Origin of the sequence: Virgibacillus xinjiangensis (genome assembly GCF_042643145.1) — a bacterium.
GTDB classification, from domain to species: Bacteria; Bacillota; Bacilli; order Bacillales; family Amphibacillaceae; genus Virgibacillus_O; species Virgibacillus_O xinjiangensis.
Map to the genome: position 1 here is coordinate 95,001 of NZ_JBHRSA010000031.1, position 25,391 is coordinate 120,391.

31 protein-coding genes are annotated in these 25,391 nt (G+C 46.3%); 6 read left to right on the top strand and 25 right to left on the bottom strand.

From position 1 onward, the window contains the following. Positions 1-52: 52 nt before the first annotated feature. Positions 53-280, top strand: a complete 228-nt coding sequence (locus ACFOGI_RS07550) for a hypothetical protein (RefSeq protein ID WP_390270844.1) — start codon at positions 53-55, stop codon at positions 278-280. A gap of 38 nt (positions 281-318) precedes the next feature. Here the strand turns inward: ACFOGI_RS07550 and ACFOGI_RS07555 are convergent, their stop codons facing one another. Continuing rightward, a complete protein-coding gene (locus tag ACFOGI_RS07555) occupies positions 319-1,269 on the bottom strand; it encodes a DHH family phosphoesterase (RefSeq protein WP_390270847.1) in 951 nt (316 codons plus the stop codon). Positions 1,270-1,363: 94 nt separating this feature from the next. Here ACFOGI_RS07555 and ACFOGI_RS07560 point away from each other — a divergent pair, with 94 nt between their 5' ends. Beyond that, positions 1,364-1,657, top strand: coding sequence for a YtpI family protein (locus ACFOGI_RS07560; protein WP_390270850.1), 294 nt, complete (start codon positions 1,364-1,366; stop codon positions 1,655-1,657). 33 nt (positions 1,658-1,690) lie between these two features. Here the strand turns inward: ACFOGI_RS07560 and ACFOGI_RS07565 are convergent, their stop codons facing one another. The 12 genes from ACFOGI_RS07565 to ACFOGI_RS07620 all read right to left on the bottom strand — a co-directional run bounded on the left by ACFOGI_RS07565 (position 1,691) and on the right by ACFOGI_RS07620 (position 11,533). Further along, positions 1,691-2,998 carry a DRTGG domain-containing protein gene (locus ACFOGI_RS07565; protein WP_390270853.1) on the bottom strand — a complete coding sequence of 436 codons (1,308 nt, stop codon included), beginning with the start codon at positions 2,996-2,998 and terminating at the stop codon, positions 1,691-1,693. 70 nt (positions 2,999-3,068) lie between these two features. After that, complete coding sequence (locus tag ACFOGI_RS07570; RefSeq protein WP_390270857.1) at positions 3,069-3,296, bottom strand: hypothetical protein; 228 nt, start codon at positions 3,294-3,296, stop codon at positions 3,069-3,071. 120 nt (positions 3,297-3,416) lie between these two features. Further along, entirely contained in the window at positions 3,417-3,935 is a 519-nt protein-coding gene (pilO, locus tag ACFOGI_RS07575; RefSeq protein WP_390270860.1) for a type 4a pilus biogenesis protein PilO, read from the bottom strand. Then, positions 3,919-4,467, bottom strand: a complete 549-nt coding sequence (locus ACFOGI_RS07580) for a PilN domain-containing protein (protein WP_390270863.1) — start codon at positions 4,465-4,467, stop codon at positions 3,919-3,921. The genes pilO and ACFOGI_RS07580 overlap by 17 nt, the downstream gene beginning before the upstream one ends. A 15-nt stretch (positions 4,468-4,482) precedes the next feature. Further along, positions 4,483-5,406 (bottom strand): type IV pilus biogenesis protein PilM, encoded by a 924-nt coding sequence (gene pilM / locus ACFOGI_RS07585; RefSeq protein WP_390270866.1) that lies wholly within the window; start codon positions 5,404-5,406, stop codon positions 4,483-4,485. Positions 5,407-5,420: 14 nt separating this feature from the next. Next, entirely contained in the window at positions 5,421-6,173 is a 753-nt protein-coding gene (locus ACFOGI_RS07590) for a prepilin peptidase (RefSeq protein ID WP_390270869.1), read from the bottom strand. An 85-nt stretch (positions 6,174-6,258) separates the two neighbouring features. Continuing rightward, positions 6,259-6,645 carry a competence type IV pilus major pilin ComGC gene (locus ACFOGI_RS07595; protein ID WP_390270872.1) on the bottom strand — a complete coding sequence of 129 codons (387 nt, stop codon included), beginning with the start codon at positions 6,643-6,645 and terminating at the stop codon, positions 6,259-6,261. Between the two features lie 157 nt (positions 6,646-6,802). After that, the gene (locus ACFOGI_RS07600) at positions 6,803-8,002 is read right to left on the bottom strand and encodes a type II secretion system F family protein (RefSeq protein WP_390270875.1); all 1,200 of its coding nucleotides are present in this window, start codon (positions 8,000-8,002) and stop codon (positions 6,803-6,805) included. Continuing rightward, positions 7,999-9,045 carry a type IV pilus twitching motility protein PilT gene (locus ACFOGI_RS07605; protein WP_390270878.1) on the bottom strand — a complete coding sequence of 349 codons (1,047 nt, stop codon included), beginning with the start codon at positions 9,043-9,045 and terminating at the stop codon, positions 7,999-8,001. The genes ACFOGI_RS07600 and ACFOGI_RS07605 overlap by 4 nt, the downstream gene beginning before the upstream one ends. 13 nt (positions 9,046-9,058) lie before the next feature. After that, a complete protein-coding gene (locus ACFOGI_RS07610; RefSeq protein WP_390270881.1) occupies positions 9,059-10,681 on the bottom strand; it encodes a GspE/PulE family protein in 1,623 nt (540 codons plus the stop codon). Beyond that, on the bottom strand, positions 10,668-11,075 hold the full coding sequence (locus ACFOGI_RS07615; RefSeq protein WP_390270884.1) for a hypothetical protein: 408 nt from the start codon (positions 11,073-11,075) through the stop codon (positions 10,668-10,670). Before ACFOGI_RS07615 ends, ACFOGI_RS07610 begins: the two co-directional genes overlap by 14 nt. Next, complete coding sequence (locus ACFOGI_RS07620; RefSeq protein WP_390270887.1) at positions 11,072-11,533, bottom strand: type II secretion system protein; 462 nt, start codon at positions 11,531-11,533, stop codon at positions 11,072-11,074. The genes ACFOGI_RS07615 and ACFOGI_RS07620 overlap by 4 nt, the downstream gene beginning before the upstream one ends. A gap of 63 nt (positions 11,534-11,596) precedes the next feature. Here ACFOGI_RS07620 and ACFOGI_RS07625 point away from each other — a divergent pair, with 63 nt between their 5' ends. Then, entirely contained in the window at positions 11,597-12,388 is a 792-nt protein-coding gene (locus ACFOGI_RS07625) for a prepilin-type N-terminal cleavage/methylation domain-containing protein (RefSeq protein WP_390270890.1), read from the top strand. Positions 12,389-12,496: 108 nt separating this feature from the next. On the opposite strand, the gene ACFOGI_RS07630 is transcribed toward ACFOGI_RS07625, so the two are convergent. Together ACFOGI_RS07630 and ACFOGI_RS07635 are read right to left on the bottom strand one after the other, a co-directional pair. After that, positions 12,497-13,177: a metal-dependent hydrolase gene (locus ACFOGI_RS07630; RefSeq protein ID WP_390270893.1), complete on the bottom strand. Its 681-nt coding sequence runs from the start codon at positions 13,175-13,177 to the stop codon at positions 12,497-12,499. Between the two features lie 108 nt (positions 13,178-13,285). Beyond that, entirely contained in the window at positions 13,286-13,957 is a 672-nt protein-coding gene (locus ACFOGI_RS07635; protein WP_390270896.1) for a PspA/IM30 family protein, read from the bottom strand. 140 nt (positions 13,958-14,097) lie between these two features. Here ACFOGI_RS07635 and ACFOGI_RS07640 point away from each other — a divergent pair, with 140 nt between their 5' ends. Further along, positions 14,098-15,195 (top strand): M24 family metallopeptidase, encoded by a 1,098-nt coding sequence (locus ACFOGI_RS07640; RefSeq protein WP_390270900.1) that lies wholly within the window; start codon positions 14,098-14,100, stop codon positions 15,193-15,195. A gap of 46 nt (positions 15,196-15,241) precedes the next feature. Here ACFOGI_RS07640 and ACFOGI_RS07645 read toward each other — a convergent pair whose 3' ends face one another. Continuing rightward, the gene (locus ACFOGI_RS07645) at positions 15,242-15,403 is read right to left on the bottom strand and encodes a hypothetical protein (protein WP_390270903.1); all 162 of its coding nucleotides are present in this window, start codon (positions 15,401-15,403) and stop codon (positions 15,242-15,244) included. 124 nt (positions 15,404-15,527) lie between these two features. On the opposite strand from ACFOGI_RS07645, the gene ACFOGI_RS07650 reads away from it, so the two are divergent. Then, the gene (locus tag ACFOGI_RS07650) at positions 15,528-15,956 is read left to right on the top strand and encodes a universal stress protein (protein WP_390270906.1); all 429 of its coding nucleotides are present in this window, start codon (positions 15,528-15,530) and stop codon (positions 15,954-15,956) included. A gap of 56 nt (positions 15,957-16,012) precedes the next feature. Here the strand turns inward: ACFOGI_RS07650 and ACFOGI_RS07655 are convergent, their stop codons facing one another. From ACFOGI_RS07655 to ACFOGI_RS07675, 5 genes are all read right to left on the bottom strand, one after another. Further along, positions 16,013-17,194, bottom strand: a complete 1,182-nt coding sequence (locus ACFOGI_RS07655) for an acetate kinase (RefSeq protein ID WP_390270909.1) — start codon at positions 17,192-17,194, stop codon at positions 16,013-16,015. Positions 17,195-17,212: 18 nt separating this feature from the next. Next, positions 17,213-18,211 carry a class I SAM-dependent methyltransferase gene (locus tag ACFOGI_RS07660; RefSeq protein WP_390270912.1) on the bottom strand — a complete coding sequence of 333 codons (999 nt, stop codon included), beginning with the start codon at positions 18,209-18,211 and terminating at the stop codon, positions 17,213-17,215. 145 nt (positions 18,212-18,356) lie between these two features. Continuing rightward, positions 18,357-18,857, bottom strand: a complete 501-nt coding sequence (gene tpx / locus ACFOGI_RS07665; protein WP_390270915.1) for a thiol peroxidase — start codon at positions 18,855-18,857, stop codon at positions 18,357-18,359. 110 nt (positions 18,858-18,967) lie between these two features. Beyond that, complete coding sequence (ytfJ, locus tag ACFOGI_RS07670; protein ID WP_390270917.1) at positions 18,968-19,423, bottom strand: GerW family sporulation protein; 456 nt, start codon at positions 19,421-19,423, stop codon at positions 18,968-18,970. After that, the gene (locus tag ACFOGI_RS07675) at positions 19,416-20,015 is read right to left on the bottom strand and encodes a DUF2953 domain-containing protein (protein WP_390270920.1); all 600 of its coding nucleotides are present in this window, start codon (positions 20,013-20,015) and stop codon (positions 19,416-19,418) included. The genes ytfJ and ACFOGI_RS07675 overlap by 8 nt, the downstream gene beginning before the upstream one ends. A 129-nt stretch (positions 20,016-20,144) precedes the next feature. Here ACFOGI_RS07675 and ACFOGI_RS07680 point away from each other — a divergent pair, with 129 nt between their 5' ends. After that, complete coding sequence (locus ACFOGI_RS07680; protein ID WP_390270923.1) at positions 20,145-20,945, top strand: NAD kinase; 801 nt, start codon at positions 20,145-20,147, stop codon at positions 20,943-20,945. 19 nt (positions 20,946-20,964) lie between these two features. Here ACFOGI_RS07680 and ACFOGI_RS07685 read toward each other — a convergent pair whose 3' ends face one another. The 4 genes from ACFOGI_RS07685 to ACFOGI_RS07700 all read right to left on the bottom strand — a co-directional run bounded on the left by ACFOGI_RS07685 (position 20,965) and on the right by ACFOGI_RS07700 (position 25,348). Further along, positions 20,965-22,563, bottom strand: coding sequence for an amidohydrolase (locus tag ACFOGI_RS07685; RefSeq protein WP_390270926.1), 1,599 nt, complete (start codon positions 22,561-22,563; stop codon positions 20,965-20,967). Between the two features lie 126 nt (positions 22,564-22,689). Further along, on the bottom strand, positions 22,690-22,899 hold the full coding sequence (locus ACFOGI_RS07690; protein ID WP_390270929.1) for a small, acid-soluble spore protein, alpha/beta type: 210 nt from the start codon (positions 22,897-22,899) through the stop codon (positions 22,690-22,692). 100 nt (positions 22,900-22,999) lie between these two features. Continuing rightward, positions 23,000-24,202, bottom strand: a complete 1,203-nt coding sequence (gene thiI, locus ACFOGI_RS07695; RefSeq protein ID WP_390270932.1) for a tRNA uracil 4-sulfurtransferase ThiI — start codon at positions 24,200-24,202, stop codon at positions 23,000-23,002. A 6-nt stretch (positions 24,203-24,208) separates the two neighbouring features. Then, positions 24,209-25,348 (bottom strand): cysteine desulfurase family protein, encoded by a 1,140-nt coding sequence (locus ACFOGI_RS07700; protein ID WP_390270935.1) that lies wholly within the window; start codon positions 25,346-25,348, stop codon positions 24,209-24,211. Positions 25,349-25,391 lie beyond the last annotated feature (43 nt).

The following is a 25,391-nucleotide window of genomic DNA, read 5'->3' on the forward strand; positions in this document are numbered from 1 at the left end:
GGTATGGTTACCCTTTGCCCAATAGCGTACTATAGTAGTAGAAGGGATGAAGGTGATCCCAATTTCAGGAAGGGAGTTGGGAAAGTTGCTGTACATGAACCACAGCAGACTGCGTGACGAAAAAATCGCCCAATTGAAGGAAGGCCGCAATGCTTATGCAGAAACACATGAACTCATCCGCCTGATTAAACGTGATATCCACAAAGAGAAGTTGAATGTCCTTTGCGATGAATCCAGAACAGGTTGCTGGTTCATCCCCCAGGATCGCCGAAGCAGTTGAAAAGGCGCCGCCCATCCATTTCTGGTATGGGCAGCCTTTTATTTTTGTCCAAACACCCTGCAAGTTTCTTTCAAATCTTCCGCTAAACGTTCTGCCTCTTCCCAGCTGTATACAGTAGCACCAGAGGCCATTGGATGACCGCCCCCATTATACTTGGCAGCTAACTCATTGATGACTGGTCCTTTAGAACGAAGCCGGACACGTATTTGATCTGATTCCTCAATAAAATAGACCCATGCCTTGATCCCCATCAATTCGTCCGGTATGCCTACCAACCGGCTTGTTTCGGATGCCTCGACATTATAGGAGTCCAGTAGGCCTTTGTCCAGATAAAGGACACAGACACCTTCCTCACTGAGCTTGCAATTCTGGAGAATATATCCTTTCAGACGGACCAGCTTTTCTTCCATACTGTATAATCCATCATATAACGCAGCACGGTCAAAGGAATAGTCGACTAATTCCCCGGCATAGGAAAATGTCTTTTCGGTGGCATTTGGAAATAGAAAGCGCCCGGTATCACCTACAATGCCTGCATAAAGAAGCCTTGCCCCTCTGTCGTTCAGTTGCCAGCCAGCTTCCCTTCCATGCAGATATAAATCATATATCATTTCACTGGTAGAGCTCGCTCCGGTATCCACCCAATTGATATCTCCATATGGATGCACATTCGGATGATGGTCGATTTTCAACAGCTTACTTCCTTGGCTATAGCGGTCGTCATCAATCCGAGGGGCGTTTGCCGTATCACAGGCAATTACCAATGCCCCACGATACGCTTCATCCGGGACCTTGTCCATTTCCACTAGAAACTTCAGTGAAGGGTCTTCTTCCCCGACCATGAATACTTGCTTTTCCGGAAACGAAGCTTTAATCAACTCCCGCAAACCGCCCTGCGAACCGAAAGCATCAGGATCCGGCCTTATATGCCGATGAATGATGATCGTCTCATAGTTGGTAATGTTGTCGATTATTTGTTTGATTGTCATGATATTTCCCCTCTATTTCTACAGATTTGGTAGCCTAAAACGATAAAAAGCGGTACAATATTTCTGTTACATATTTTACCCTAGGAGCGATTATATGGTCATATTCCCGATAATTATCGTCGTCTCGATTGTCCTGTATATCTATTATAAAGTAGCCATCCTCAAAACGAAAGACGGACTGGAACAAGCGTATTATAATGCAAGATCGCGAATCTGCCTCGGCACTTTCATTCTTGCATTCGCGATCAACCAGTATGTCTTCTATCAAACAAGGATCTCATTGTTCATCGGCATCGTTTTCCTCGTGCTCGGTGGAATGCAGTTCTGGCGCGGTTGGAAAGAGGTCGGTCATTACCGGAAAGAATGGAAAAGGATTAACGAATTCTAATACAAAAAAGCTGACTTTTGAAAGTCAGCTTTTTTAGCGGCTGATCAGCTGTGCCATGATCAGTCCTTTTCCTACGATTTTCCGCCCGTTGAATACTTCCACATCGATCTTGGCAAACATCCGTCCTACTTCCAGTAATTCCGGTTTGATGGTGAGATTGCTGTCAATCTGGACAGGCTTGATAAAGAAGACATTCAAGTTCTCTACAACCATGTCCGATTTTTTCATCTGGGACAGCATCCTCCTGCCAGCTTCTGTGATCAGCATAGTGAATACACCATTGGAAAGGTTTCCGAGCTGATCAGTCATCTGCGGGACGATCCGCGTATGGTAGACACCTTCTTCCGTATCAGAAGCGGTGATGTTGTTGGAAACCGTATCATCAATCGTTTCTCCGATTTGCGGCTGTCGCTGGATTTGCTGAAGTGCCTTCAATACGTCCTGTCTGGACAGGACACCTTCGAGCTCATTGCTCTCACTTACCACAGGCATCAGTTCAATTCCTTCCCACACCATGGTATGGGCTGCAGAAGCAAGGGATGTCTTTCGCTGGGCGACAGCAGGATTCCGGCTCATCACCCGTTCTATCAGGGTATCCTCCCCTTTTCCAAGGATATCCTTCGCAGTTACCACGCCAACTACCTTATTCTTCTCATCCACTACCGGAAAGCGTGCATGGGTGGATTCTTTGTTCAATTCATGCCATTTCCCCACCGTATCTTTCGCATGGAGAAAATAGGAATTTTCAAATGAGGTGAAGATGTCACCGGCAAATACAATTTCTTTCTTGATCAGCTGATCATAGATCGCACGGTTGATCATCGCTGCCACCGTGAAACTGTCATAGGAGGAAGAGATGATCGGCAGCTGCTTCTCATCAGCGAGCTTTTTGATATGCTCTTCGGTATCAAACCCGCCTGTAATCAGCACAGCAGCCCCTTCATTCAATGCGAGTTGATGGGCTTTCGTCCGATTCCCCACGATCAGCAGGGAACCTGCTTCTGTATACCGAAGCATGGCATCGAGTTCCATCGCACCGATCACGAATTTATTCAATGTCTTGTGCAGTCCCTCTCTGCCTCCCAGGACCTGTCCATCAATGATATTCACCACTTCCGCAAAAGTCAGCCGTTCGATATTTTCCTTCTTTTTCCTCTCAATACGGATGGTGCCGACCCGTTCAATCGTGCTGACAATACCAAGATTCTCCGCTTCCTTTATAGCACGGTAGGCGGTGCCATCGCTTACATTCAATTGTTTGGCAATCTGCCGGACAGAGATTTTATTGCCGATATCCAGAGAGAGGATATGCTGAATGATCTGTTCATGTTTGGTTGCCATCAGACGCACCAACTTTCAACTGTAGTAGTTTCATATTTAATACTTATTATACAGTTGTGAAAGCTGAAACTCAATGGTTATCGGAAAGTCTCCGCCTCGTTTCTTCCTGTTCCATAACCGGCGGGCTGATCATTTGCAAAAGGGCGGCCAAGTTGCCCCCGACAGTAAGCAGGAAAAATACCAGCCATCCCCCCCAGAACATCACCTCTAAGGCAGAAGCGGCTACTGGTATGTGAGGCCAGGCCATATAAAGGAAGAAACCGGCCAACAGCAGGCGTAAAACAACGTATGGGTACATAAGAAACCCCTCCCTCTCCACCAGTCTATGAGACTTCAGAGGAAAACAGAACATCATTACAGGACAAAGCCTCCAATAAGAATCCTGTCGGAGAGCATAAAAAAAGGAAAGCCTATTAGGCTATCCCGAATAATATGCAGTAAAAGACAGGCTGACAGTCACAGCATCTTCTCCCTTTTGCAACTGAAATCCATCAATGAGCATGAGCCTGTCACTCTGTTCCATTTCTTCCATGAAAAGATTGATCTCTCCCAGACTCGCAGCAGATGCTTGCAGCGTGTATGTCAGTTCCGCCAAAGGGGCTTCTTCATCTGCTGTGTTCTCACCCTCAGCGAGATGGTCGATGGTCACCCCAGTCCCACCGGTCAATGCTTCGAGATTGCGAAGGATGGACTCAGGTGCTTCACGGGCGGGGACCTGCTCCCTGACGGCTGCAAGCTCCTGATCTGTCTCAGCCTGTTCTCGTGCCTCCAGAAGCTGTTCATACTGCCCCTGAAACTGCTTAGCCTGCCGGGAAGTGCTTTCCACTTCCTCTGCAACCGGCTGGATGAACAGACTGTTCATCCCCACATATGCCAGGATTGAAGCAAAAATTACGGTAGACACAGCAAGTACATCCCCCTTATTCCATTTCCGCATCATCCGCACCACCTATCCATTCCCCTTCATCTACTTTAAACGAAAAGATACCATAAAACCCTTCGTCTTCCCTGCTGAGACTGTCCAATTGGACATTGGTCACATAAGGGGAATTCTGCAGCTGTTCCAAATAGGCTGCTGCACCTTCCATCTGTTGGAATTCCGCCTCAATGATGTGGCCGCCCTCTTCACCATAGGAAAAATAAGACAACCGGGCCTCATCCTCCATCAAATTCAATGCCTCGTCATAAACTTCCAGCACAGGCACCCTTTCTGCTTGTACTGCCGCAAGGTCTTCAAGCACTTGCTGCAGCTGTCTGGCATCTGCATGCTCATCCTGGAAAGAAATGATCCTTGCTTCTGTTTCTGCTATTTTCTGTTCATTTTGTTCCACCCGGCTTTCCAGACCATTCCTCTGGATGAAAATCAGCACACCTGCCAGGATGACTAACACGAGAAAAATCAAGCCATAAAGAAGGAGACGGGAATTCCTATTGGATTTCTCTTCCAAAAAATTGATTTCCGTTACCATTTGATCCCCCTCCTTCTATGCATCCTTCTTCAGGGAAAGCCCGAGGACACTGATATAACGGGCAGGCATTTCTTCTTGAGCAAAATTTTCGATGGGAAGAGCAGTCGTGTCGGACAGCCGCTTTTCCACCTCTGCCAATAATGGAAAATCACCTGTCAGTAGCAGTTGTTGGATTGCGGCTTCTCCTTTGCTGATGGAGAAATGATAGAAATCGAGAATCCGGTTGATCTCCAGCAAATGTTCTTCCAATTGAGCCATCTCTTGCTCCCCGTTCACGTCCTGAATATCACTATCCATTTTCATATTCCTGGAAAAAATGGCTTGATGGTGGCGGAAAGCGGTCAATACCAGGGCATCCCGGTTCCAGTTGACCAACAGGACATGCTCCTTTTCCGATTGCATGCTGTTTCTGTGGTGATAGAAATACCGATAGACGGAAAGGCTTGTGAGGTCGGCTGCCGCTGGTTTAAATCCCGCTTTTTGGAACACTTTCTCAAACGCTGCTATCTTTTCCTTCGGGTAGGCGAACAAAAGAACGTCCCTTTCTTCTTGCTCTTCCTGTACCTCCAGGAATTGCAAGGCAATGGATGGATCAGGGAACGGCAAATAGATCCCATGTCCGACCTGGGTTTTCACATACCCATAAGCCTCCTCTTCGGTGAGAGAGGACGGTATCTGGATCTCCCTCATGACTACCGTGTCATCCGGCACCGCGAAAAAAAGCTTTTTACGCTTCCAGCGATTTTCCCGTACAAGTCCGTCCAACAAATCCTGAAAAGCATCTTCATCCAGGATTTGTCCGTCTTCCATCACCCCGTCCGGCAATTCCAATTCCCCATAGGAAACCAAACCTTCATCTGTCGGGTTCTTCTGATAGGCATAACGAAGCGTGTGGTGGGATAATACTATATTCACTCTTTCTTTGTTCATCCATCCCATATGATCACCTACTGTCAAAACAAATTGATATACCATGTGATTAAACTGTCGCCAAAGAAATACGTAAGAAGGGAACCTGCCACGATATAAGGACCGAATGGGACCGGTTGTTTGCGCCCGACCACCTTGAACGCAAGCAACAGGACACCGATCACTGCACCTATGACACAGGAAAGGAAAAACGCGACCAGCAGTTTTCCCGCCCCCAGGACAATCCCCAGTACACCGAACAGCTTCATATCCCCTGCTCCCATGCCCCCACGGCTGGCAACGATGATGCCAGCGGTGATCAACAATCCGAGAACCGCGCCAAGCAGCGGAGACCACCAAGGTTCAAGAGGTACAATCATCCGCATGATGAGGAAAAAAGGAAGAAAGAACAACAGCACCTGGTTCGGTATTCGCATATAGGCAAGATCTGACACAAGAATGATCATCAACATGGAAACTAGTAATAATGCAGTAACCAATTCCGGCTGCAGGCCGACCCAAACATAACTCACGGCAAACAAACAGCCGGTGAACCATTCAACCGCCGGGTATAGGAAGGAAATCCTCCCTCCGCAATGCCGGCACCTGCCCCTCTGAACCATAAACGAGACAAGAGGAATATTCTCATACCAGGAAAGCTGGCTATGACACGCTGGACAGGCAGACCGGTCATTGGCAAAAGGCTTTCCTTCCGGCAGACGCAGACCCACCACATTGAAGAACGAGCCGAAAATCAGGCCAAGCAGAAAAAATATGATAATAAGAGCCAGTTCCATATCGGTGCGTCCTCTCCCAAACTATTGAACTACTTTCATGCTATGTAAGTGGAAACGCCTTGCAGTTTGCAAGGCGTGGGTTGTATTAGCCGTTATTATCATCTGGATTTGTTGCTTGAGCAGAACCAGAGTTATAAGTGTAGCCATCATCTGACTTTGTAACACTTCCACTATATTCAATACCATCAGTGGGATTCGTTGGAATTTCTTCTAAATAGCCGCCATCTAATAGATCTCCCAACGATATACCACTTTCAATATCATACTCTTCGTCCATGTCTGCCATTTTAGCAGCATTAATAAATAATTCAACGTTCGCCTCATGTGCATCTTTTTCTGAACTATCGATTATACTCCCTACTGCAGGCACCGCAATCGCCACAATAATCCCCAAAATCACAATAACTGCAAGAAGCTCTACCAGGGTGAACCCCTTTTCTTTTTTCCAGTTTTTCTTTATATACTTCCACATATTTTTTCCTCCTCTGTGGTAATTTTCAGGTCAACAGCACTACTCTACCCAAGACTTAATGCCTGATAGTTTGATAGATATGTAATGCTTTGTGCCTATTACCATTATATACCAACCCACGACAGTTATCCACATGTATTTTACTATTTTTTTACATTTACTGCATGTTATCGAACATGCCGAACATCGGGATGACTACCGCTGCTATGATACTGCCGACCATGACTGTCAAAATGATGATCATCAAGGGTTCGATCATGGTCTTGATGCGGCTTGACAGCTGCTCGACTTCCTCTTCATAGAAGGATGCCGTCCTGGCCAGCATTTGGTCCAATGTCCCGGTCTTTTCACCAACTTGGATCATCTGTACGATCAAGGGTGGAAATGCCCAGTTCCCTTTCATCGGCTCCGCCAAGGACTCTCCTTGGATCAGCGATTCCTCTGCTTCCTCCAATGCCTGTTGAAGCACCTTGTTGCCGACGACATTTTTGGTGATTTCTAATGATTGGAGAATAGGAACAGAACTGCTGACAAGGGTGCTCAGTGTCTGTGTCATTCTCGCGAGGGCACCTTTATGGACAAGTGCTCCCAGTAACGGGAATTTCATGGCCAGTCTATCGAACTGATAGACGAACCGTTCAAACTGCTTCATGTAACGGATTGCCAAAAAGACGGAAGCTGCAAAAAGGAGCAGCACCCACCACCAACTCCCCATCCAGCCGCTCAGCTCGAGAATGAATTGGGTATACGCTGGAAGTTCCTCTCCCATGGAGCGGAACATACTGACAAACTGAGGAACGATGAACACAAGCAGGAAGATGCTCATGAAGATGGTGATGACCCCGACGACAGTCGGATATAACAGGGCAGAAATGATCCGCTGTTTGTTACGATAGGTCTTCTCATAATAATCCGCCATGTCATTAAGGATCTCATCCAGCCTTCCGCTCGCCTCCCCTGCCCGGATCATGTTCACCAAAAGGGGCGGAAACACTTTCGGATGGCCGGAAGCTGCATCGGACAGTGCTTCCCCCTTGTCCAATTGTTTATCAATATCATCCAAAGAGGTGCGGAGCAGATAGTTCCCTGTCTGCTGCATCATCGTTTTGGTCGCATCGGAAATCGGAATACCTGCATGGATCAATGTTGCATACTGACGGAGGAAAATGATGAATTCTTTGTTTTTCACCTGCTTATTCAGCACGATGTCCTTATTCCATGGTTTCGTTTCCTTCAGTTCCGTGACGATCAAGCCCCTGTTCTCCAGCTTCTGGAGGGCTTCCCTTTTTGTTTCCGCCTCTATTTTCCCATTTTCTGTCCGGCCGGCGGATCGCTTGCCGGTATACTGATAATTCATCTTCCGCGCGCTCCTTCCCGGAGGTATGGAACAGCGGAATCATAGCCGACCTCTTTTTGCTGGAGGAGTTTTTGTACATCCATTTCCAGCGTGTGCATGCCCTGTCCTCTCGACGTTTGGAGGACATTCTGCATCTGATGCATTTTTTCATTGCGGATCAGGTTCTTCACTGCCGAGGTATTGATCAATATCTCCGTTGCAGCTCTTCTGCCGGACCCGACTTGATTCAGGAGCAGCCGCTGGGAAACCACTGCTTTGAGAACTGTAGAGAGCTGAATGCGTATTTGAGCCTGTTGGCTCGGCGGGAAGACATCGATCACCCTTTCAATGGTGGATACCGCATCAGTCGTATGCAGTGTGCCTAAAACGAGGTGGCCGGTCTCTGCTGCGGTAATGGCAGTAGAAATCGTCTCCAGGTCACGCATTTCACCCACCAGGATGACATCCGGGTCCTGCCTCAGACTTGCCCTCAAACCGCCAGCAAAGGACATGGTGTCTGACCCGATTTCCCGCTGGTCGATGACCGACCGTTGGTGGCCGTGCATATATTCAATGGGGTCCTCCAGTGTGATGATATGTTTCTCCTGGGTGCGATTCATATAGTCGACAAGGGAGGCTAGTGTCGTACTCTTTCCGCTTCCAGTTGGACCTGTCACCAAGATGAGCCCTTGTGTATCTTGGATGACATCCTTCAAAACAGCCGGCAGCCGAAGCTCTTCCAAGGAAGGGATGGAAGCCGGAATAACTCTGACAGCCAGGGCCAAATTCCCCCGCTGATGATAGACATTGATCCGGAAGCGGGAAACGCCCGGGATATCATAAGAGAAGTCCAGCTCCCTCTGTTCCTTCAGTTTTTCCAATTGTTCTTCCGCGAGAACGTCTTCCACCATCTGTCTGATGAATGCTGGGTCCATCGCTTGTTCTTCCTGTTCCCTCAGCCTTCCATGGATACGGAATACCGGTGCTCTGCCGACGGTCATGTGTATATCAGATGCCTGCTTCTCGACAGCATCTGTCAGAAGCTGGGCAAATTGTTGTATCATGTGCTTTTCCCCCTTACATGCTGATGGAGACTTGCATAATCTCATCCACTGTCGTCTGTCCTTCTTTCACCTTCTGCAAACCGTCCTGAATCAGGAAAGCCATCCCCTGTTCATTGGCATATTGTCGTATATCACTGACAGACGCGTGGTTCAACAACATGTCTTTCATTTTATCATCCAATTGCAGGACTTCATGCACGGCTAACCTGCCTCTATACCCCAATTGATGGCAGGCACTGCATCCCGCCCCCTCAAAGACATAGTCGATATCCATCTGGTTGCGGTGGAAGATATCCCTTTCCATTTCTGTCGGTTCCCTTTCTGTCCGGCAGTCACGGCAGACCTTCCTCACCAGTCGCTGGGCCACTGCCCCGGACAAGGAAGATACCACCAGGTACGGCTCGATCCCCATATCGATCAACCGCGGAATGGTATCCACTGCACTGTTGGTATGCAGGGTACTGAAAACAAGGTGTCCGGTCAACGACGCACGGATGGCGATTTCCGCAGTCTCCTGGTCCCTGATCTCCCCTACCATCAAAATATTCGGGTCCTGCCGCAAAATGGAACGGAGGCCGTTGGCAAACGTCATTCCAATCTGGCTGTTGACCTGAACCTGGTTGATCCCTTCCAGTTGGTATTCCACCGGGTCTTCGATCGTCACGATGTTCACTTCTTCTTGATTCAAGCGGTTCAGAGAAGCATACAGGGTAGATGTTTTACCAGAACCTGTAGGCCCTGTTAACAGGACAAGGCCGGATGGCCGCGAAATCAACTGTTCATAGCGGCTGAAGTTATCCGGTGATAAATCCAGTTCCGATAAATCCATCAGGGCATTGCTCAAGTCTAAGATCCGGATCACCACTTTTTCTCCATGTATTGTCGGAAGACAAGAGATACGCAGGTCAACCGGTGTTACCCCGACGGTCGTTTTGATTCGGCCATCCTGGGGCAACCGGGATTGGGTAATGTTCAGGTCTGCCAGGATCTTGATCCGGGCAACCAACGAGTTCTGCAGCTGCTTTGGGATGATTTTTTCCATCTGCAGCCGGCCATCAATCCGGTAACGCACATTGACCTGGGTTTCCTGCGGGTCGAGGTGGATATCGCTGGCCTTCAGCTGGACTCCTGTATTCAGCAATTGATCCAGCATCCGGATAGCCGGGGCATCATCCTGTCCCTGCTGTTCTTCTGTGACCTGGGGGTCATTTTTGAAGTAATGTTTGTTTATGGCATACAGAATATCATCCTTGGCGGCAATAACAGGCGAGACCATAAGTCCTGTAGACAATTCAAGATCATCGATCACAAAATAGTCCATCGGGTCTTTCATCGCCACAATTAATTCATTATTCTTTATTTTGAGGGGGATGATATGGTTCTGCTGGGCCATTTCTCTGGAAACATAGCCGAGCACCTGCTCATCGATGGGATAGCGGTATAGGGAGACATGAGGGATACCCAACTGGATTTCAAGCACTTCCATCAGCTGGCGCTCCGTTATATACCCTAGCTCCAGCAGTGCATCACCTAGCTTCTGGTCCTCTCTTTTGCTATCCAATGCCTTCAAAATCTGCGCTTCCGTGACTGCACCGGCCTCCTGAAGCAAATCCCCGAGACGTTTACGTTTCAACATCCTTTTTCCCACTCTCCGTCCTTATAGTTATGGTGTTCTCAATCTCAACATCTTGATTTCCTGATCTGCCGACACTCTTGTAATCGAGAGACCCGGATTGACTCCGTGTCACCTCGATCCGGAATTCCCTGTCTTTATCCAGTTCCATGTCTATCTCATTCAACAACTCTTCCAACGTCTCAGCGTCCATTCTCCCTTGTGCCAGAATGAACTCCACATAATCGACGCCCATCTCTGCAACCAACCTCGCATCTGCCTGCTCCTCCGTCGTCGCTACTTGTCTTGCCGTATTGGTCACTTGTGTGAGCATCGTCATAATGAATACAAGAAACAAAGTAATGATCAGCATGACCATCACTAGTGCAGCACCTCGGTCATTCCTCAACCACTTCATCCTTCGTTCCCCCGTATATAAGTATAGGACTCACTGGTTGTTTCACCTTCCGACAGAATGCGAATATTCACCCGGTATAGCGACCCACTCGGATTCATAGAAGCCTCTGCACCTTCTGCAGTGACCACCTCTTCACAAATGCCGGCATCCAGCACAAATGTTTTCCCGTTCAGTTCATATTCTTTCAAGGAATGAAACTCCTGCTCTTCCGGGCATATGGCTTCAAGTCCCGCCAGTTCCAACTCCACGCCTGATTCGTCCCAATGCTTCAAATCATGCGCTGCCTTGTCCAACAGGTTCCCGGAGATGAGCTCATCCCCTGTTTGGCTGGACCAGCTCATGATCTGTGGAAAAATAGGTAGTAATGCAGCAACCACCATTGCCAGAAGGGACACCGCTGCAATGATCTCTATCAAAGTGAAACCAGCATTTCCCAATTTTGATAATCTGGTATACAATAGACCCACACCTTAATTTGTTACTTTTTGCCTAATTATACCATTTATTGGGAAGTGTCGTATATGAAATATAGACTATTTACAAATGACAGAGGGGTAACATTGGTCGAGCTGCTTGCGGCTCTTGCTCTTCTAGCGATAGGCGGTGTATTATCTTCCGCATTGTTCAGCCAGATGTCGACAAATACCCAAACGACAGCGGGAGATATTTCCTTGAAACAGGAAATGAACATCGTCATCGAGGAGCTGGAGCATCAATATGATGAGGATTCCGATCAAATGTGCCTGTTCGAAGAAGGAATGACACTTATATATGGTGACGAAGGAGAAATCACCGATGGTTGCATGGAGGTTGACACAAATAGCCCGGCAACAGTTCGCCTCATCGGTGAAAGAGAGGGGAAAACCTTCACCCTTGAAACGGTATGGAACAAACAGACCGAACAAACATTATGGCTGCCTGTAGAAGAACCCTCTGAGGAACCGGTAGAGGCTGATATTTACGACTGTATATTTACAGAGAGTGTGATATTCCCTGAACAAGTAAGGGTCGACGATAACGGGGAGTCCGCCAAAAACAAATGTGATGGAGAATTCATTTTTGAAAAGGATGCTTTTTTCCAGAACGGTGTAGTCCTCCACAACCATAATGATTTCACTATCGAGGGAGATCTTTATATTATTGGAGAATTGGATATAAATAATCAGAGTACGATTGATGTAGACGGTGATCTTTATCTACAGGACAGCGACCTCAATTTCAAGCCTAATGCAGCGCTGAACGTCGATGGGAAAATTTGCATGGTCGAAGATATCCAACAAATCGAGGGATGCAACGAAAGCAATGAGCCTTGATTTGACAGATAGGGCATTTAAAAACAGCCGTATCAACCCATAAGAGGATTGATACGGCTGTTTTTTATCTCTGATCATAAAGCAGACTGTTCCACGTCCGTACGCTTTTTATAATTCCAGTTCTTCGCCGATTTTCATCACTTTTCCTTGGCCTGTTCTGACTTTCTGTGCAAAGTCCTCTGGGTCCTGTTCAATGACCGGGAAGGTATTGTAATGGACAGGCACGACTATTTTCGCATCAATCCAGTCTGCTGCAATCACTGCATCCTCTGGTCCCATCGTGAAGTTATCACCGATTGGCACAAAGGCTACATCGATGTCATTCATCTCACCGATCAGGCGCAGATCGGAGAACAAGCCGGTATCACCGACATGGTAGATGGTATGCCCATCAACAGTCAGCAGGATACCTGCAGGCATGCCGGTATAGATGGTTGTGCCATCATCTTCCGTGTAGGCGGATCCATGAAAGGCCTGGGTGAACTTCACGGTGCCGAAATCGAATGCATGCTTTCCGCCGATATGCATTGGATGGGTATTCAATCCTTTGGTTTCCAGGTAATTTGCCAGCTCATTCGGAGCGACAACCAATGCGTCATTCCGCTTGGCAATATCGATGGTGTCACCGACATGGTCGTTATGCCCATGAGTAAGCAGGATGACATCCACTTCCACCTGTGAAGCATCCAGGTCACATGCATCATTACCCGAGATGAAAGGGTCTATCAGAATTTTGTGTGCGTCCGTTTCCACTTTTACTACACTATGGCCGTGATAAGATACTTTCACAACTATCTCTCCTTTGTCTATAGTATTCCATCTCTAGTAATTCGACAAAATTCTACAGAATCCTTTTCCCTTTATGCAATTTTTTACACAGTTTTTTTGTCTGGCCCCCTAATTATCTCCAGAAGTTTTTTTCTTCAATGCTGCAAGTTCCTGTTCTACAGGGTTCGGCTCTAGTGCAGCCAGCTGCTCATCAATCGTCCGGGCATTCTCCGTCATATCCTCTGTGGTTTCTGCCTCCGCTTCATATTCAAGCACTTTTTCTTCCATCCGTTCGAAGCCTTGTTTCGCTTCGTCACTTCCTATGGATGAGAGACTTCTGTTCATTTTCGCTCTGGTACGGGCCGTCTCTGCTCTTGCCTTCAGGGAATCACGTTTCAGCTTCATTTCCCTATATTCCTTCTTCATCTCATCCAACTTCACCTTCAGTGAGTCGACATCTTCTTTCGCTCTTTCCCAGGATTCAGAAAGTGCAGCCGCCTGTTTTTCACTTTCCAGCTTTTCTTCCAATGCACGGCGAGCTAGATCATCCTCTCCAGCATCCACCGCCTTCTGGGCTTGAGTTTGTCTCTTTTCAACCATGGCCTGGGCATCATTGGCCTTGCGCTTCACCATTTTTTCATTGGCCATCTGCTTGGCAACAGCGCCTTCTGCTTCTTCGATATCCGACTCCATATCACGCATGAACTGATCAAGCATCTTTACAGGATTTTCCGCTTTATCAAGCATGGAATTCAGTTCCGAACCCACGACGGTTTTCAGCCGTCTGAAAAATTTAAACATGTCAGTTCCTCCTTCTGACTTAGTGATTACTTCTATTACGTATGTTCCCTAGGATTAGTTTCATGAAAATACAAATTTATCGGAGAAACGTCCATCTGCTATAATGACAGGAAGACATCCATCCATAAGGGGGAAAAACAATGACAAACCGACTGGAACGTTTGGTACGGGAAATGGAAAATCAACAAATGGATAGCCTGCTGGTCACCTCTACTCCCAATTTTTATTATCTCAGCAACTATTACACCGATCCACATGAACGTGTGATTGCAGTGTATGTAAGTAAAGGGTTGGACCCTGTGATGATTCTCCCGGCCATGGAAAAGCCGGATGCAGAAGCGGCCGGATGGTCATTCGACATCATCGCTTACCAGGATCATGAAGACCCTTGGCAATTATTTGCTTCCTATCTAAAAAAACAGGAGAAGAGACCGTCCAGTCTCGGATTGGAATATGATCACCTTTCTCTTGAGAGATTCGAAGCTATCAAGCAGGTGCTGCCTGATACTCATTTCTCTGATGCAAAAGGAATCCTCGCAGAGTTGCGTGTCATCAAAAATAAAAAAGAGTACATCTTACTGAAGGAAGCTGCTTCTCTTGCCGATATAGGAATAGAAACAGGTATCCGCTCGATAAAAGAGGGAATCACGGAACTTGAATTGATTGCAAACATTGAATACGAATTGAAAAGGCATGGGGTACGGCAGATGTCCTTCTCCACCATGGCACTATCCGGTTCAAAAACAGCATCCCCTCATGGCACACCTTCATCCAAAAAAATCATGCCGGGGGATCTAGTCATGTTTGATTTAGGAGTAGTGTTCGAAGGGTACTGTTCTGACATCACCCGTACCGTTGCATACCGTTCCATTTCAGATGAACAAAGACAGATTTATGAAACAGTACGTGAAGCAGAGGAAAAAGCGGTGAAAAAAGCTGAAATAGGTTTGCCGGCAGGAGAACTGGACCATATTGCACGAGCCCATATTGACAATGCAGGCTATGGTAAGTACTTCAACCACCGGATCGGGCATGGTTTGGGCATTGAGACCCATGAATATCCATCCATGCACGGAAATAACCGCCTGCCACTGAAGGAAGGGATGTGCTACACCATTGAACCAGGCATCTATAAACCGGGGTCAGGTGGTGTAAGAATAGAGGATATGGTCTTTCTGACAGGCAAGGGACCGGAATGCCTGACAGAATATCCGAGAGACCTCCAAATTATTGAGTGACCATCCATCTATGTACCCGGCTCCTATAGCCGGGTTTTTTGCATGCTTAATTTTTTTGGTTGTTGTAATGATGAATGGCTTTATTGTTATGCATTTCTTCAATGACTCCGCTTTGGTAACTTTCGTTCAGCTGGTTTTTCACAGCCGCTACCCCTTTATCATCCTCAAAGATATGATGCGGGTCATGCTCTTTTCGTTTTTTCGGCAAGAAAATCACCTCCCATTACTAGTGTGTCCAATTATCTCTGACCATGATTTGAATTCTGTTTCCAAATTCTGATTGTAGCGCTTCCATACAGGGTATATAATGGAAGGAAAGGGGGAGATAAAACATGGAATATAAAAATATAGTCGTGGCCCTGGATGGGTCACAGGCATCGGAGAAAGCCTTCCAAAAATCCGTGGACATTGCCAAGAGGAATCATGCGAGGTTGATTCTTGCACATGTCGTTGACTCCCGTACGTTTGCAACTGCAGAAGCATATGACCGCAGTCTGGCCGAACGCTCTGAAAACTATGCCAAGGAATTGCTTGCCGACTATGCTGATAAGGCTCAGGCTGCAGGAGTAAGTGATATCAAGCAATCCATCGAGTATGGCTCTCCGAAAGTGAAAATTGCCAAAGATATTGCCAAGGACTACCACTCCGACCTGATCATTTGCGGAGCTACTGGGATGAATGCGATGGAACGTTTCTTGATTGGGAGTGTATCGGAGAGCATTACCAGGTATGCAACATGTGATGTTCTTGTTGTACGATGAATAAAAAAAAGGCTCTGCTGCAGACAGCTCCACAGCAAAACCTTTTCTATCATCCATTAGGATAGTCTCATCGTATCCCTTGCAATCATTACCTCTTCATTGGTTGGAATCACAATAACCTTGACCGGTGAATGTGGGTAATTGACGAACATTTCCTTTCCACGGGTATTGTTTAATGCTGGATCCCAATAAATCCCCATGAATTCCAGTCCATGCAATACCTTCTCTCTGATGGTGGCACTGTTTTCCCCAACACCGGCTGTGAAGATAATGGCATCTACTCCAGACATTCTAGCCGCATAGGAGCCGATATATTTATGAATTCTACCGGCAAACACATCCAAGGCAAGTTCGGCACGTTCATTTTCATCGGCTTGCTGTTCAATATCACGCAAGTCACTGGAGAATCCGGATAATGCCAGCATTCCGCTCTCCTTGTTCAGCACATTCACCACTTCTTCTGCTGTTTTTCCGGTCTTGTCCATGATGTAAGGAATCAATGCTGGGTCAATATTGCCTGACCTCGTTCCCATCGTCACCCCAGCGAGAGGTGTGAAACCCATGGATGTATCGATGGATTCACCATTTTTGATGGCTGCAATACTGGCGCCGTTGCCTAAGTGGCACGAAATGAGTCGCAGTTTATCCAGCGGTACATCCATCAGTTCAGAAGCACGCTGGGATACATACTTATGGGAAGTTCCATGGAAACCATATTTCCGGATTCCGTATTCTTTATAAAATTCATACGGCAGGCTATATAGGTAAGACGATTCAGGCATGGTCTGGTGGAACGCTGTATCGAAAACAGCTACCATCGGCACATTTGGCAAGATTTCCTGGAACGCTCGGATTCCTGTCAGATTTGCAGGGTTGTGCAAGGGAGCAAGCTCGGAAACCTTCTCGATTTTCTCGATCACATCCTCGTTTATCTTCACGGAATCACTGAAGTATTCCCCCCCATGAACAATGCGGTGCCCTACAGCATCAATCTCTTCCAAAGAATTGATGACGCCTGACGATGCAAGGCCATCAAGCAGCTGTTTGACAGCAACTTCATGATCAGGAATGTCGCCTGTGTTCTTTTCTTTGTTGTCATTCACTTCCAATGTAAAGACCGCGTTATCCAAACCGATTCTTTCTATAAGGCCTTTGGCTGCTACTTCCTCTTCCGGCATGCGGATCAGTTGGAATTTCAATGATGAACTCCCAGCGTTAATTGCTAATACGTTACTCATAGATGTTCAACTCCTATATTAGTGATTCTGGCTGCTTCCCGTATATTGAGCAAACCACTGATTCATTTTTCCAAGAATATCTGCCATTGCATTGGCATTTTTGAAAGAAGGTACCTGTGCAAGCAGCGGCTGCTTCGGTGCTTCCGCTCCATTGCCCTTTTTCTGCAGCAAGAGAATGCTTTTGATCTGCTTTTCCGATTTAAAAGCGCTCTCAGGAAGGCGGACGACCCCGACGATATGAGCGTTCTCCTGAAGGAAGCTGTGGAGTTTATCCGATTGGTCACTGTCGAACAGAAAATCAGGGACAACAAAAATCAAGTATCCACCTGGCTTGACATAATTCAGACTTTGTTCGATGAAAAGATGGTGGGCATAAGAATGGCCTTCATCCGCTCTCAATTCATATTCACTAGCTCGTATATCATCCGGATAATAGCCAACTGGAAGATCAGAGACTACCATGTCGACAGGGTCCAGCAAAAACGGCCGTAGACTGTCCTGATGGAAGAATTCGACCTTCTGCTTCTGCAGGTTGGCATTCAGTGCTGCCAAGTTGATCAGCGTCGGATCCACTTCGCCCGCATAAGCTTCTGCCTCCTGTTCCAGACGGCTCAATACCGTGGTCAGCAGGTTTGCTGTACCGGCCGCAGGGTCAAATAATGTCAGCTGTTCCTTCGATTTTGCCAATTTCTCTGTGAAATAACCGACAAGCATCGCCACCGTCTCAGGGGTTATCAAATGTTGCTGCTGGGTAGAGTCCTTCATTCCTTTCAAGATGGCCAGTTGTACCGCTTTTCTAATTTCTCCAGTCTGGAAATGATCCAGGTCCAATCCTTGCAAAGCCTGCTGCAGTTTATGGGTCAGAATATCATCCGTGTCTTCAGGGACTTCTCCCAAAAACATTATTTCCATAGTGAAGGACAGACTGTCCAGATATGGTTCCTCTTGATGCTGCTGTATGGTTTCCGTGGTATGGTCCAACCACTCAAATAACTCTTCTACTTTCGTTTTTTCCACCGTAATCCTCCGTTCCTCGTCCTGAGCGATTTCATTGTACCAATTTCGCTCCATTTGTACAAAATTAATGTATGGCCTCCGGGAGGTTTTCTGCACAGTAAAAATCTCCCCCGCTGATGAAGCGGGAGAGAGAAGCTCATGTAAATTACTCAGCCTGTCTTGCTGCCTCCAGGGCTGCATCATAATCAGGGTGATTGGTCACTTCACTCACGTATTCTGCATACGTAATCTTATCATTGGAATCTACCACAAAAATGGACCTTGCCAATAAGCGCAGTTCCTTGATCAGGTTCCCATACTTCTCACCGAAGTCGGCATCACGGTGATCGGACAGTGTATCAAGGTTCTTCACTCCGTTAGCTGCACACCAGCGTGTCTGTGCAAATGGCAGGTCCATACTTATGGTAAGCACATGGACATTGTCAATTTTGTCCGCCTCTTCATTGAACTTTTTCGTCTGTTCTGCACAAACTCCGGTATCAAGGGAAGGGACAACGCTGATCAATTTGACTTTACCTTTGTAATCACTCAAAGACACATCTTTCATGTCGTTGGAAACAACCGTGAAATCAGGTGCCTGGTCGCCTTTTTTCAATTCATTACCGATTAGTGTGACAGGTTCTTGTTGGAATGTAACATTTGCCATTTAATCATTCCTCCTCTATTGTTGTCAACACTAACTATTATGAATAAAATTCGATGCCTTGTCCAATGATAAGAAATCTGTACCATGCTTTTGCCGGTCCTAGCTACATCTTATATATCGTAGTTCATCTGCCCCTTTTGCGACTTTTTCTCTTTTTTATCTCCATTCTTTTTACCTTTGGAAGATTCTTTCATGATTTGTTCCACTTTTTCCACGACTTGTGGAGCATAATCGATCATTTTCTCATAAATATGGGTATGCTGGTCCAGGTGAACCATTTTTATCCCTTGTTCGCTGACAATCAAAAAGGCCACAGGTGTAATCGAAACACCGCCGCCACTTCCTCCTCCGAATGGAAGCTGTGCCTCCGAGTCTTGATCGCCGCCACTGCCCCCATTGAATTCACTGCCACCTGCTGCAAATCCGAAGCCAACTTTGGAGACCGGGACAATCACGGTACCGTCTGGAGATTCCACCGGATCACCGATGATCGTATTGACTTCAATCATATCTTTCAAATTCTCCATTGCTGTCGTCATCAAGCCTTGGATTGGATGCTCACTCATTTTGTTCCTCCTTTTGCGATTTTCTTTTATTATTTTCGGATACCATCCGTTTCGCTTTTAGAAGTGCAATGATAGTTTTTCCTGCTTTCATGGAAACCATGCAATCGATTGTACTGGTGAGCTCTTTCTTTTGGAACAGTGGAATGACTTGTATGCCTGGACTGCATCCCAAGCTGCTGTTATCCGCAAGTATTCCAATCAATGCCCCTTTCACAGACCATGCACTTCCTGCCAGTATTCCTGTACTGGCTGCATCACCGGTCCCCCCTTGTGTCACCCACTCAAGCCGGTGAAACTTCGTACTTTTCAGGATGGCCAGCAGATAATGCGTGGAGTTTTTCAGTGTATTCACCGTCTCTTTCATCGTTTCAGAAAAGGAACCGGATATGAATTGATCGGCAGCCTTCAGCCAGTCTTTCTCCTCCTTGTCCTTGCGGATTTCCCTTGAATACATCTGCACTTTCAGGAAAGTGACCCTTAGCGTGAGATACTGTTCCGTCGCCGAGTATGTATACGTGATGGAGATATAAATTCTGGAAAATAACAAGCAGATTAGAAGAACGAAAAAAAATGATATGAATGCATAGATCATAGGCTAACCTTCTTTTTTGAATCGTCCTTCTCTTAGAATGCGCGGATCGGAGAATCCTACTCATTTTAATTGGGATAAAGTTCCACTGCATGCTAAAATGAGGAAAAGCCTATCAATGGAGGTAATCGAATGGCAGCAAGGAACAAAATATTTTTCTACAGTCGAAATTTGAAGGAACTGGAAGATCAACTGCAGCCCCTCTATGAATTGGCAGAAAGCAATGGTTTTTTGCTGACAGAAAATGATAAGGAAGCCAATATCATTATCAGTGTCGGAGGAGACGGGACCTTTCTACAGGCCGTCAGAAAGACCGGCTTCCGACAAGATTGTCTGTATGCAGGAATCACTATGTCCGGAGAATCAGGACTTTACTGTGATTTTGACCTGGACAACTCTCAGGAAATGCTGAAATCCCTGCAGAACGAGGAGTTGGAGGTTCGGCGCTTTCCTGTCATCGACGCTGTCATTAATGGGGAAAGAACTTACCAATGTCTCAATGAACTGAGTCTCCGTTCTTCCATCATTAAGACCATTGCCATCCAAGTGCAGATTGATGGCAATGCCTTTGAGACCTTCCGGGGAGACGGACTGATTGTTGCTACACCGACGGGAAGTACAGGCTATAACAAATCCATCCATGGAGCGGTCATGGATCCGCTACTTGAGGGGTTCCAAGTATCAGAACTGGCCTCTCTGAACAATAACCGTTATCGTACCCTTGGGTCCTCTTTCATTTTAGGAAAAGAACGTACACTCACCTTGGAAGTCATCCAGGATGGAAATGATTATCCGATTATCGGGTTGGACAACGAAGCTTATCCTATCCAAAACATCAAGGATGTAGAGGTGACATTGAGTGATAAAATGATCAAAACAGTAAAACTCAAACATAATTCTTACTGGGAAAGAGTAAGACGGACTTTCTTATAGACAAAAGAAATCCTTCCCGCTACGCGCGGGAAGGATTTCTTTCGTATACTATGTCTCCATCAACAACCGTCATTTCGATCGGTATGTCACTGATTTTTTCGGCGTCTGTCTGGAAGATATCTTCTCCAAGAACCGTAAAGTCTGCACGGTATCCGTCTACAATAACACCTCGGCTATCTTCCTGATTGACTACATATGCACTCCCTGCGGTATATAACCGAACCGCCTGATACACGGAAAGCTTTTCTTCTGGATGATATACCTGATCATTGATGGTAGATTTTCGAGTGACGGCCGCTTCAATTCCGACCAGTGGATCAACCTCCTCAATCGGGGCATCAGATCCGCCTGCACAAAAAATGTTGTTTTCGATCATGGTCTTCCAGGCATAGGAAAGTTCCAGCCGCTTCTCTCCTAGCCGGTCGATGACCCATGGAAAATCGGAGGTCATAAAAGAAGGTTGAATATCCACCACTGCTGGGAGTTCTTTGAGCAAGTCCAAGGTGGATTCATTCAACATGACCCCATGAATGATACGATCCCTCGCTCCGTTTTCAAGCGGATACTTCTTTATTAATCCAGCAATTTCTTCGACAGCCTTATCGCCGATAGCATGGACAGCAACCGGAAGCTGATGTTTCCTTGCCTTCTTTATGATTTGTTCCAATTCCTGGGTCTCATGAATGGCAAATCCTTTGTTACCCGGATCATCGGAATAATCTTCGGAGAGCCAAGCTGTCCTGCCTCCAAGAGCACCGTCGGAAAATATCTTCACCGCCCCCATTTCTACATAGCGGGTACCATCCAAATAACGGAGACGGTCTTGGATCAACTCATCTACCACCTCATGATGGACAAGCAGATGTGCCTTGAACTTACGATCTTTATGGAGAGCACTATGGTAAGCATCGAGCGTCTTTCTGTATCCATAGTAATTCAAATCTTCGGTATGGCCGCCTACCAATCCTTTGGAATGCAGATCATCAACCGCTATCTTGATCACTTGCTCCAAGTAACTTTGGGAGACATCAGGGAGCGAAGTCTTCACCAGATCCTGTGCATTATCCAGAAGGTATCCGGTCACTTCCCCATTTTCATCCCGGACAATCCTTCCCCCTTGAGGGTCAGCTGTATTTTTATCGATGGAAGCAATTTCCAATGCTTTTGTATTGGCGATCAGAGCATGCCTGCAGATCCGGGTGAGCATCATAGGATTATCTGGTGCAATGCTGTCGAGCTCTTCTCTGTTAATGATGGAAGGCGTATCCCATTGATTTTCGTTCCATCCCTCTCCAATGAGCCATTCTCCATCAGATAAATATGGTATGCGATTCTGCAACGCTTCTTTTACCTCTTCTGCTGAGGTCATTTGTGACAGGTCAAGCCTGAGGAGCTTCTCCCCATGCATGACAATATGCAGATGACTATCGACAAGGCCGGGTATCATCGTCCTTCCTTGCAAGTTTACCTCTTTATCAATATCATCATAAAACGTATGGTATAATTTCTCATATGTACCAGCAGCCTTGATCGTATCATCTACCGTGAAAACAGCTTCTACCATAGAGCCTTCCTTTTCCATGGTATAAATTTGTCCTCCAAACCATAAAATCCCCATGTTTTCATTCCCCTTCCAAATATCCATCTATCTTTTACTTTACCTATTTTTACGACAAAATACAAAACTCGAGGGCTATCCTCTAAGAGGATAGCCCAATAACCATAGTATTTTATTGAATTTTACTTATTGTTGGCCTTGTTGGCCGCCAAATTGTTGTTCAGCCATTGAAACTAGACGTTTTGTGATTTCCCCACCAACAGACCCATTGGCACGGGAAGTAGTATCTGCACCAAGTTGTACACCAAATTCCTGAGCAATTTCCATTTTCATTTGGTCTAAAGCTTGTTGAACACCAGGCACTAGCAATTGATTTGAATTATTGTTATTTGCCATGTCAGTTCACCTCCTTGGTACGCTTATGATGTGTACCAAGAGAGCAAATCATACACAGAGAAGACTGGTATTTGTTGGCTGAAAAACCATTGATTTCTTATTAGAATAGTTCATCAAGTTCATCCGAGCGTTTCTTCTTATCATCTAAGCGGATGGTCTCAATCCCCTCTACCGCCTCATCAATCAGCTGACTGAAGTCCTTCTGTGCCTCAAATTGATTAACTTTCTCCCTTGTAGGCTTGGTTTTGGGAGATTTCGGCACAAAAATCGTGCAGCAGTCTTCATAGGGAAGGATAGAGGTTTCGTATGTCCCTATATTCCGTGATATGTCAATGATCTCATGTTTATCCATAGCAACAAGGGGGCGAAGAATCGGATAGTTGGTCACTTCATTGATCGTGTGCATGCTTTCCATCGTTTGGCTTGCAACCTGTCCTAAATTCTCCCCGGTAGTCATGGAGAGAATGGACTCCTGTTCGCACACCCTTTCACTGATCCGCATCATCATACGCCGCATGATCGTCATTGCATAATTCTCTGGCATCTCCCGAAAAATTTCCTGCTGAAGTTTAGTGAACGGAACAATATGCACCTTTACCGTTCTCCCATAGTTCGTCAGCTGCTCTGCCAGGTCGAGCACCTTCTGTTTTGCCCTTTCACTAGTGAAAGGAGGTGAATGAAAATGAATAGCTTCAATCTGCACACCGCGTTTCATGGATAGATACCCTGCAACAGGACTATCAATACCGCCTGATAACAAGAGCAGCGACTTTCCTGCCGTTCCAACTGGCAATCCGCCCAGACCAGGAATGACACGGGAAGTAATATAAGTAGCTTCCAACCTGATTTCCACTTTTATTTCCATATCAGGGTGGTGGACATCCACCTTGTACCCTTCTGTATTGGATAGCAAATGACCTCCCAGGACCTGGTTCATTTCCTGCGAAGCGATTGGAAAGTCTTTATCAATTCGTTTGACGCTTATTTTGAACGTTTGGATATGATCCCCGCTTTGCAGCGCATACAGTGCCCCTGCCTTCACTGCTTCCACTTCGTTTTCCACTTTGATTGCTGGACTCAGACTGTGAATTCCGAAGATATTCCTCAATTTATCAATGATCGGGCCTGCTTCATGCCCATTCAACAGGACGAACATCCGCCCCTGCGTCCGTTTCACTTTTGCATCAGGAAATTCCTTCAGTTTATGTTGGATGTTTTCCTGCAGTTTAAGTATGAACTGCTTCCTGTTTTTTCCCTTTAAAGCCATTTCTCCATATCTGATTAAAATATGATCATATTGCATATACATCTACTCCATAACTTCTTTGAATTGTTTGATGGACCGTTGAAGAGCGGATAAAAATGTGTCAATCTCTTCCTTGGTATTATCATAAGACAGGCTGACCCTCAAGGCAGAGACATTACGGTCAGTTCCCCAGCCACATGCGGCAAGGATTTTGCTTTCATCTTTCTGTTTGGAAGAACAGGCCGACTTCGTCGAAATGTAGATTTCTTCTTCACCCAGCATGTGGATCAATACTTCCGGCTTTGTACCCAAAACAGAAAAGTTCATGATATGTGGAGCGGAGTTTCTCGGTGTATTGACTTTTATCCCGTCCATCGTCTCCAGCCGATCACGTAGATAGCCCAACAGTTGCCGGAGCTTGTCGGCTTCCGTTCTTTCCCGTTCCTTAATCAGCCGCAACGCTTTGACCATCGACACAGCACCTGCGAGATTCTCTGTCCCCGACCGATGGCCGGATTCCTGCTCGCCTCCATGCAGAAGTGGGAACATCGTCGTCCCCTTTTTTATATACAAAATACCTGTCCCTTTCAGACCATGTATCTTATGCCCAGAGAAAGTGCATAAGTCGATGCCGTTGTTCCCCAACTTGAGTGGGACTTTTCCAGCCCCCTGGACATTGTCCACATGGAAGAACAGCTTGGGATATTGTTTGGCAATAGAAGCCACTTCTTCAACCGGCTGGATGGAGCCAATTTCATTGTTTACATGCATCAAGGAGATCAGAATGGTATCTTCCCTGATTGCCGACTTTACGTCCGTAATTGATACTACACCATCTTCATTGACAGGTAAATAGGTGACCTCAAATCCGAGTTGCTCCAGTCCCCTGCATGCCTCTTCGACGGACGGATGTTCGATTTCCGATGTGATGATATGCCTACCGCGGTTCTGATGCTGTAAAGCAATACCCTTTATTGCTGTATTATTCCCTTCTGTCCCTCCCGAAGTGAAAATGACCTCCTGCTCCGAAACGCCAAGCAAATTTGCTGCCTGCTGTTTTGCCCGTTGCAAAAGCTTCTCTGTCTCTCCGCCAAATTGATGGATGGAAGAAGGGTTCGCATAGTATTTATTGGTGACTTCTTTAAAACTTTTCACTACGGATGGATGCGGTTTTGTCGTTGCACTGTTATCTAGATAAATCATTCATTAAAGCTCCTTATTTCAGAAAACTTGCCTGCGCCTTTCA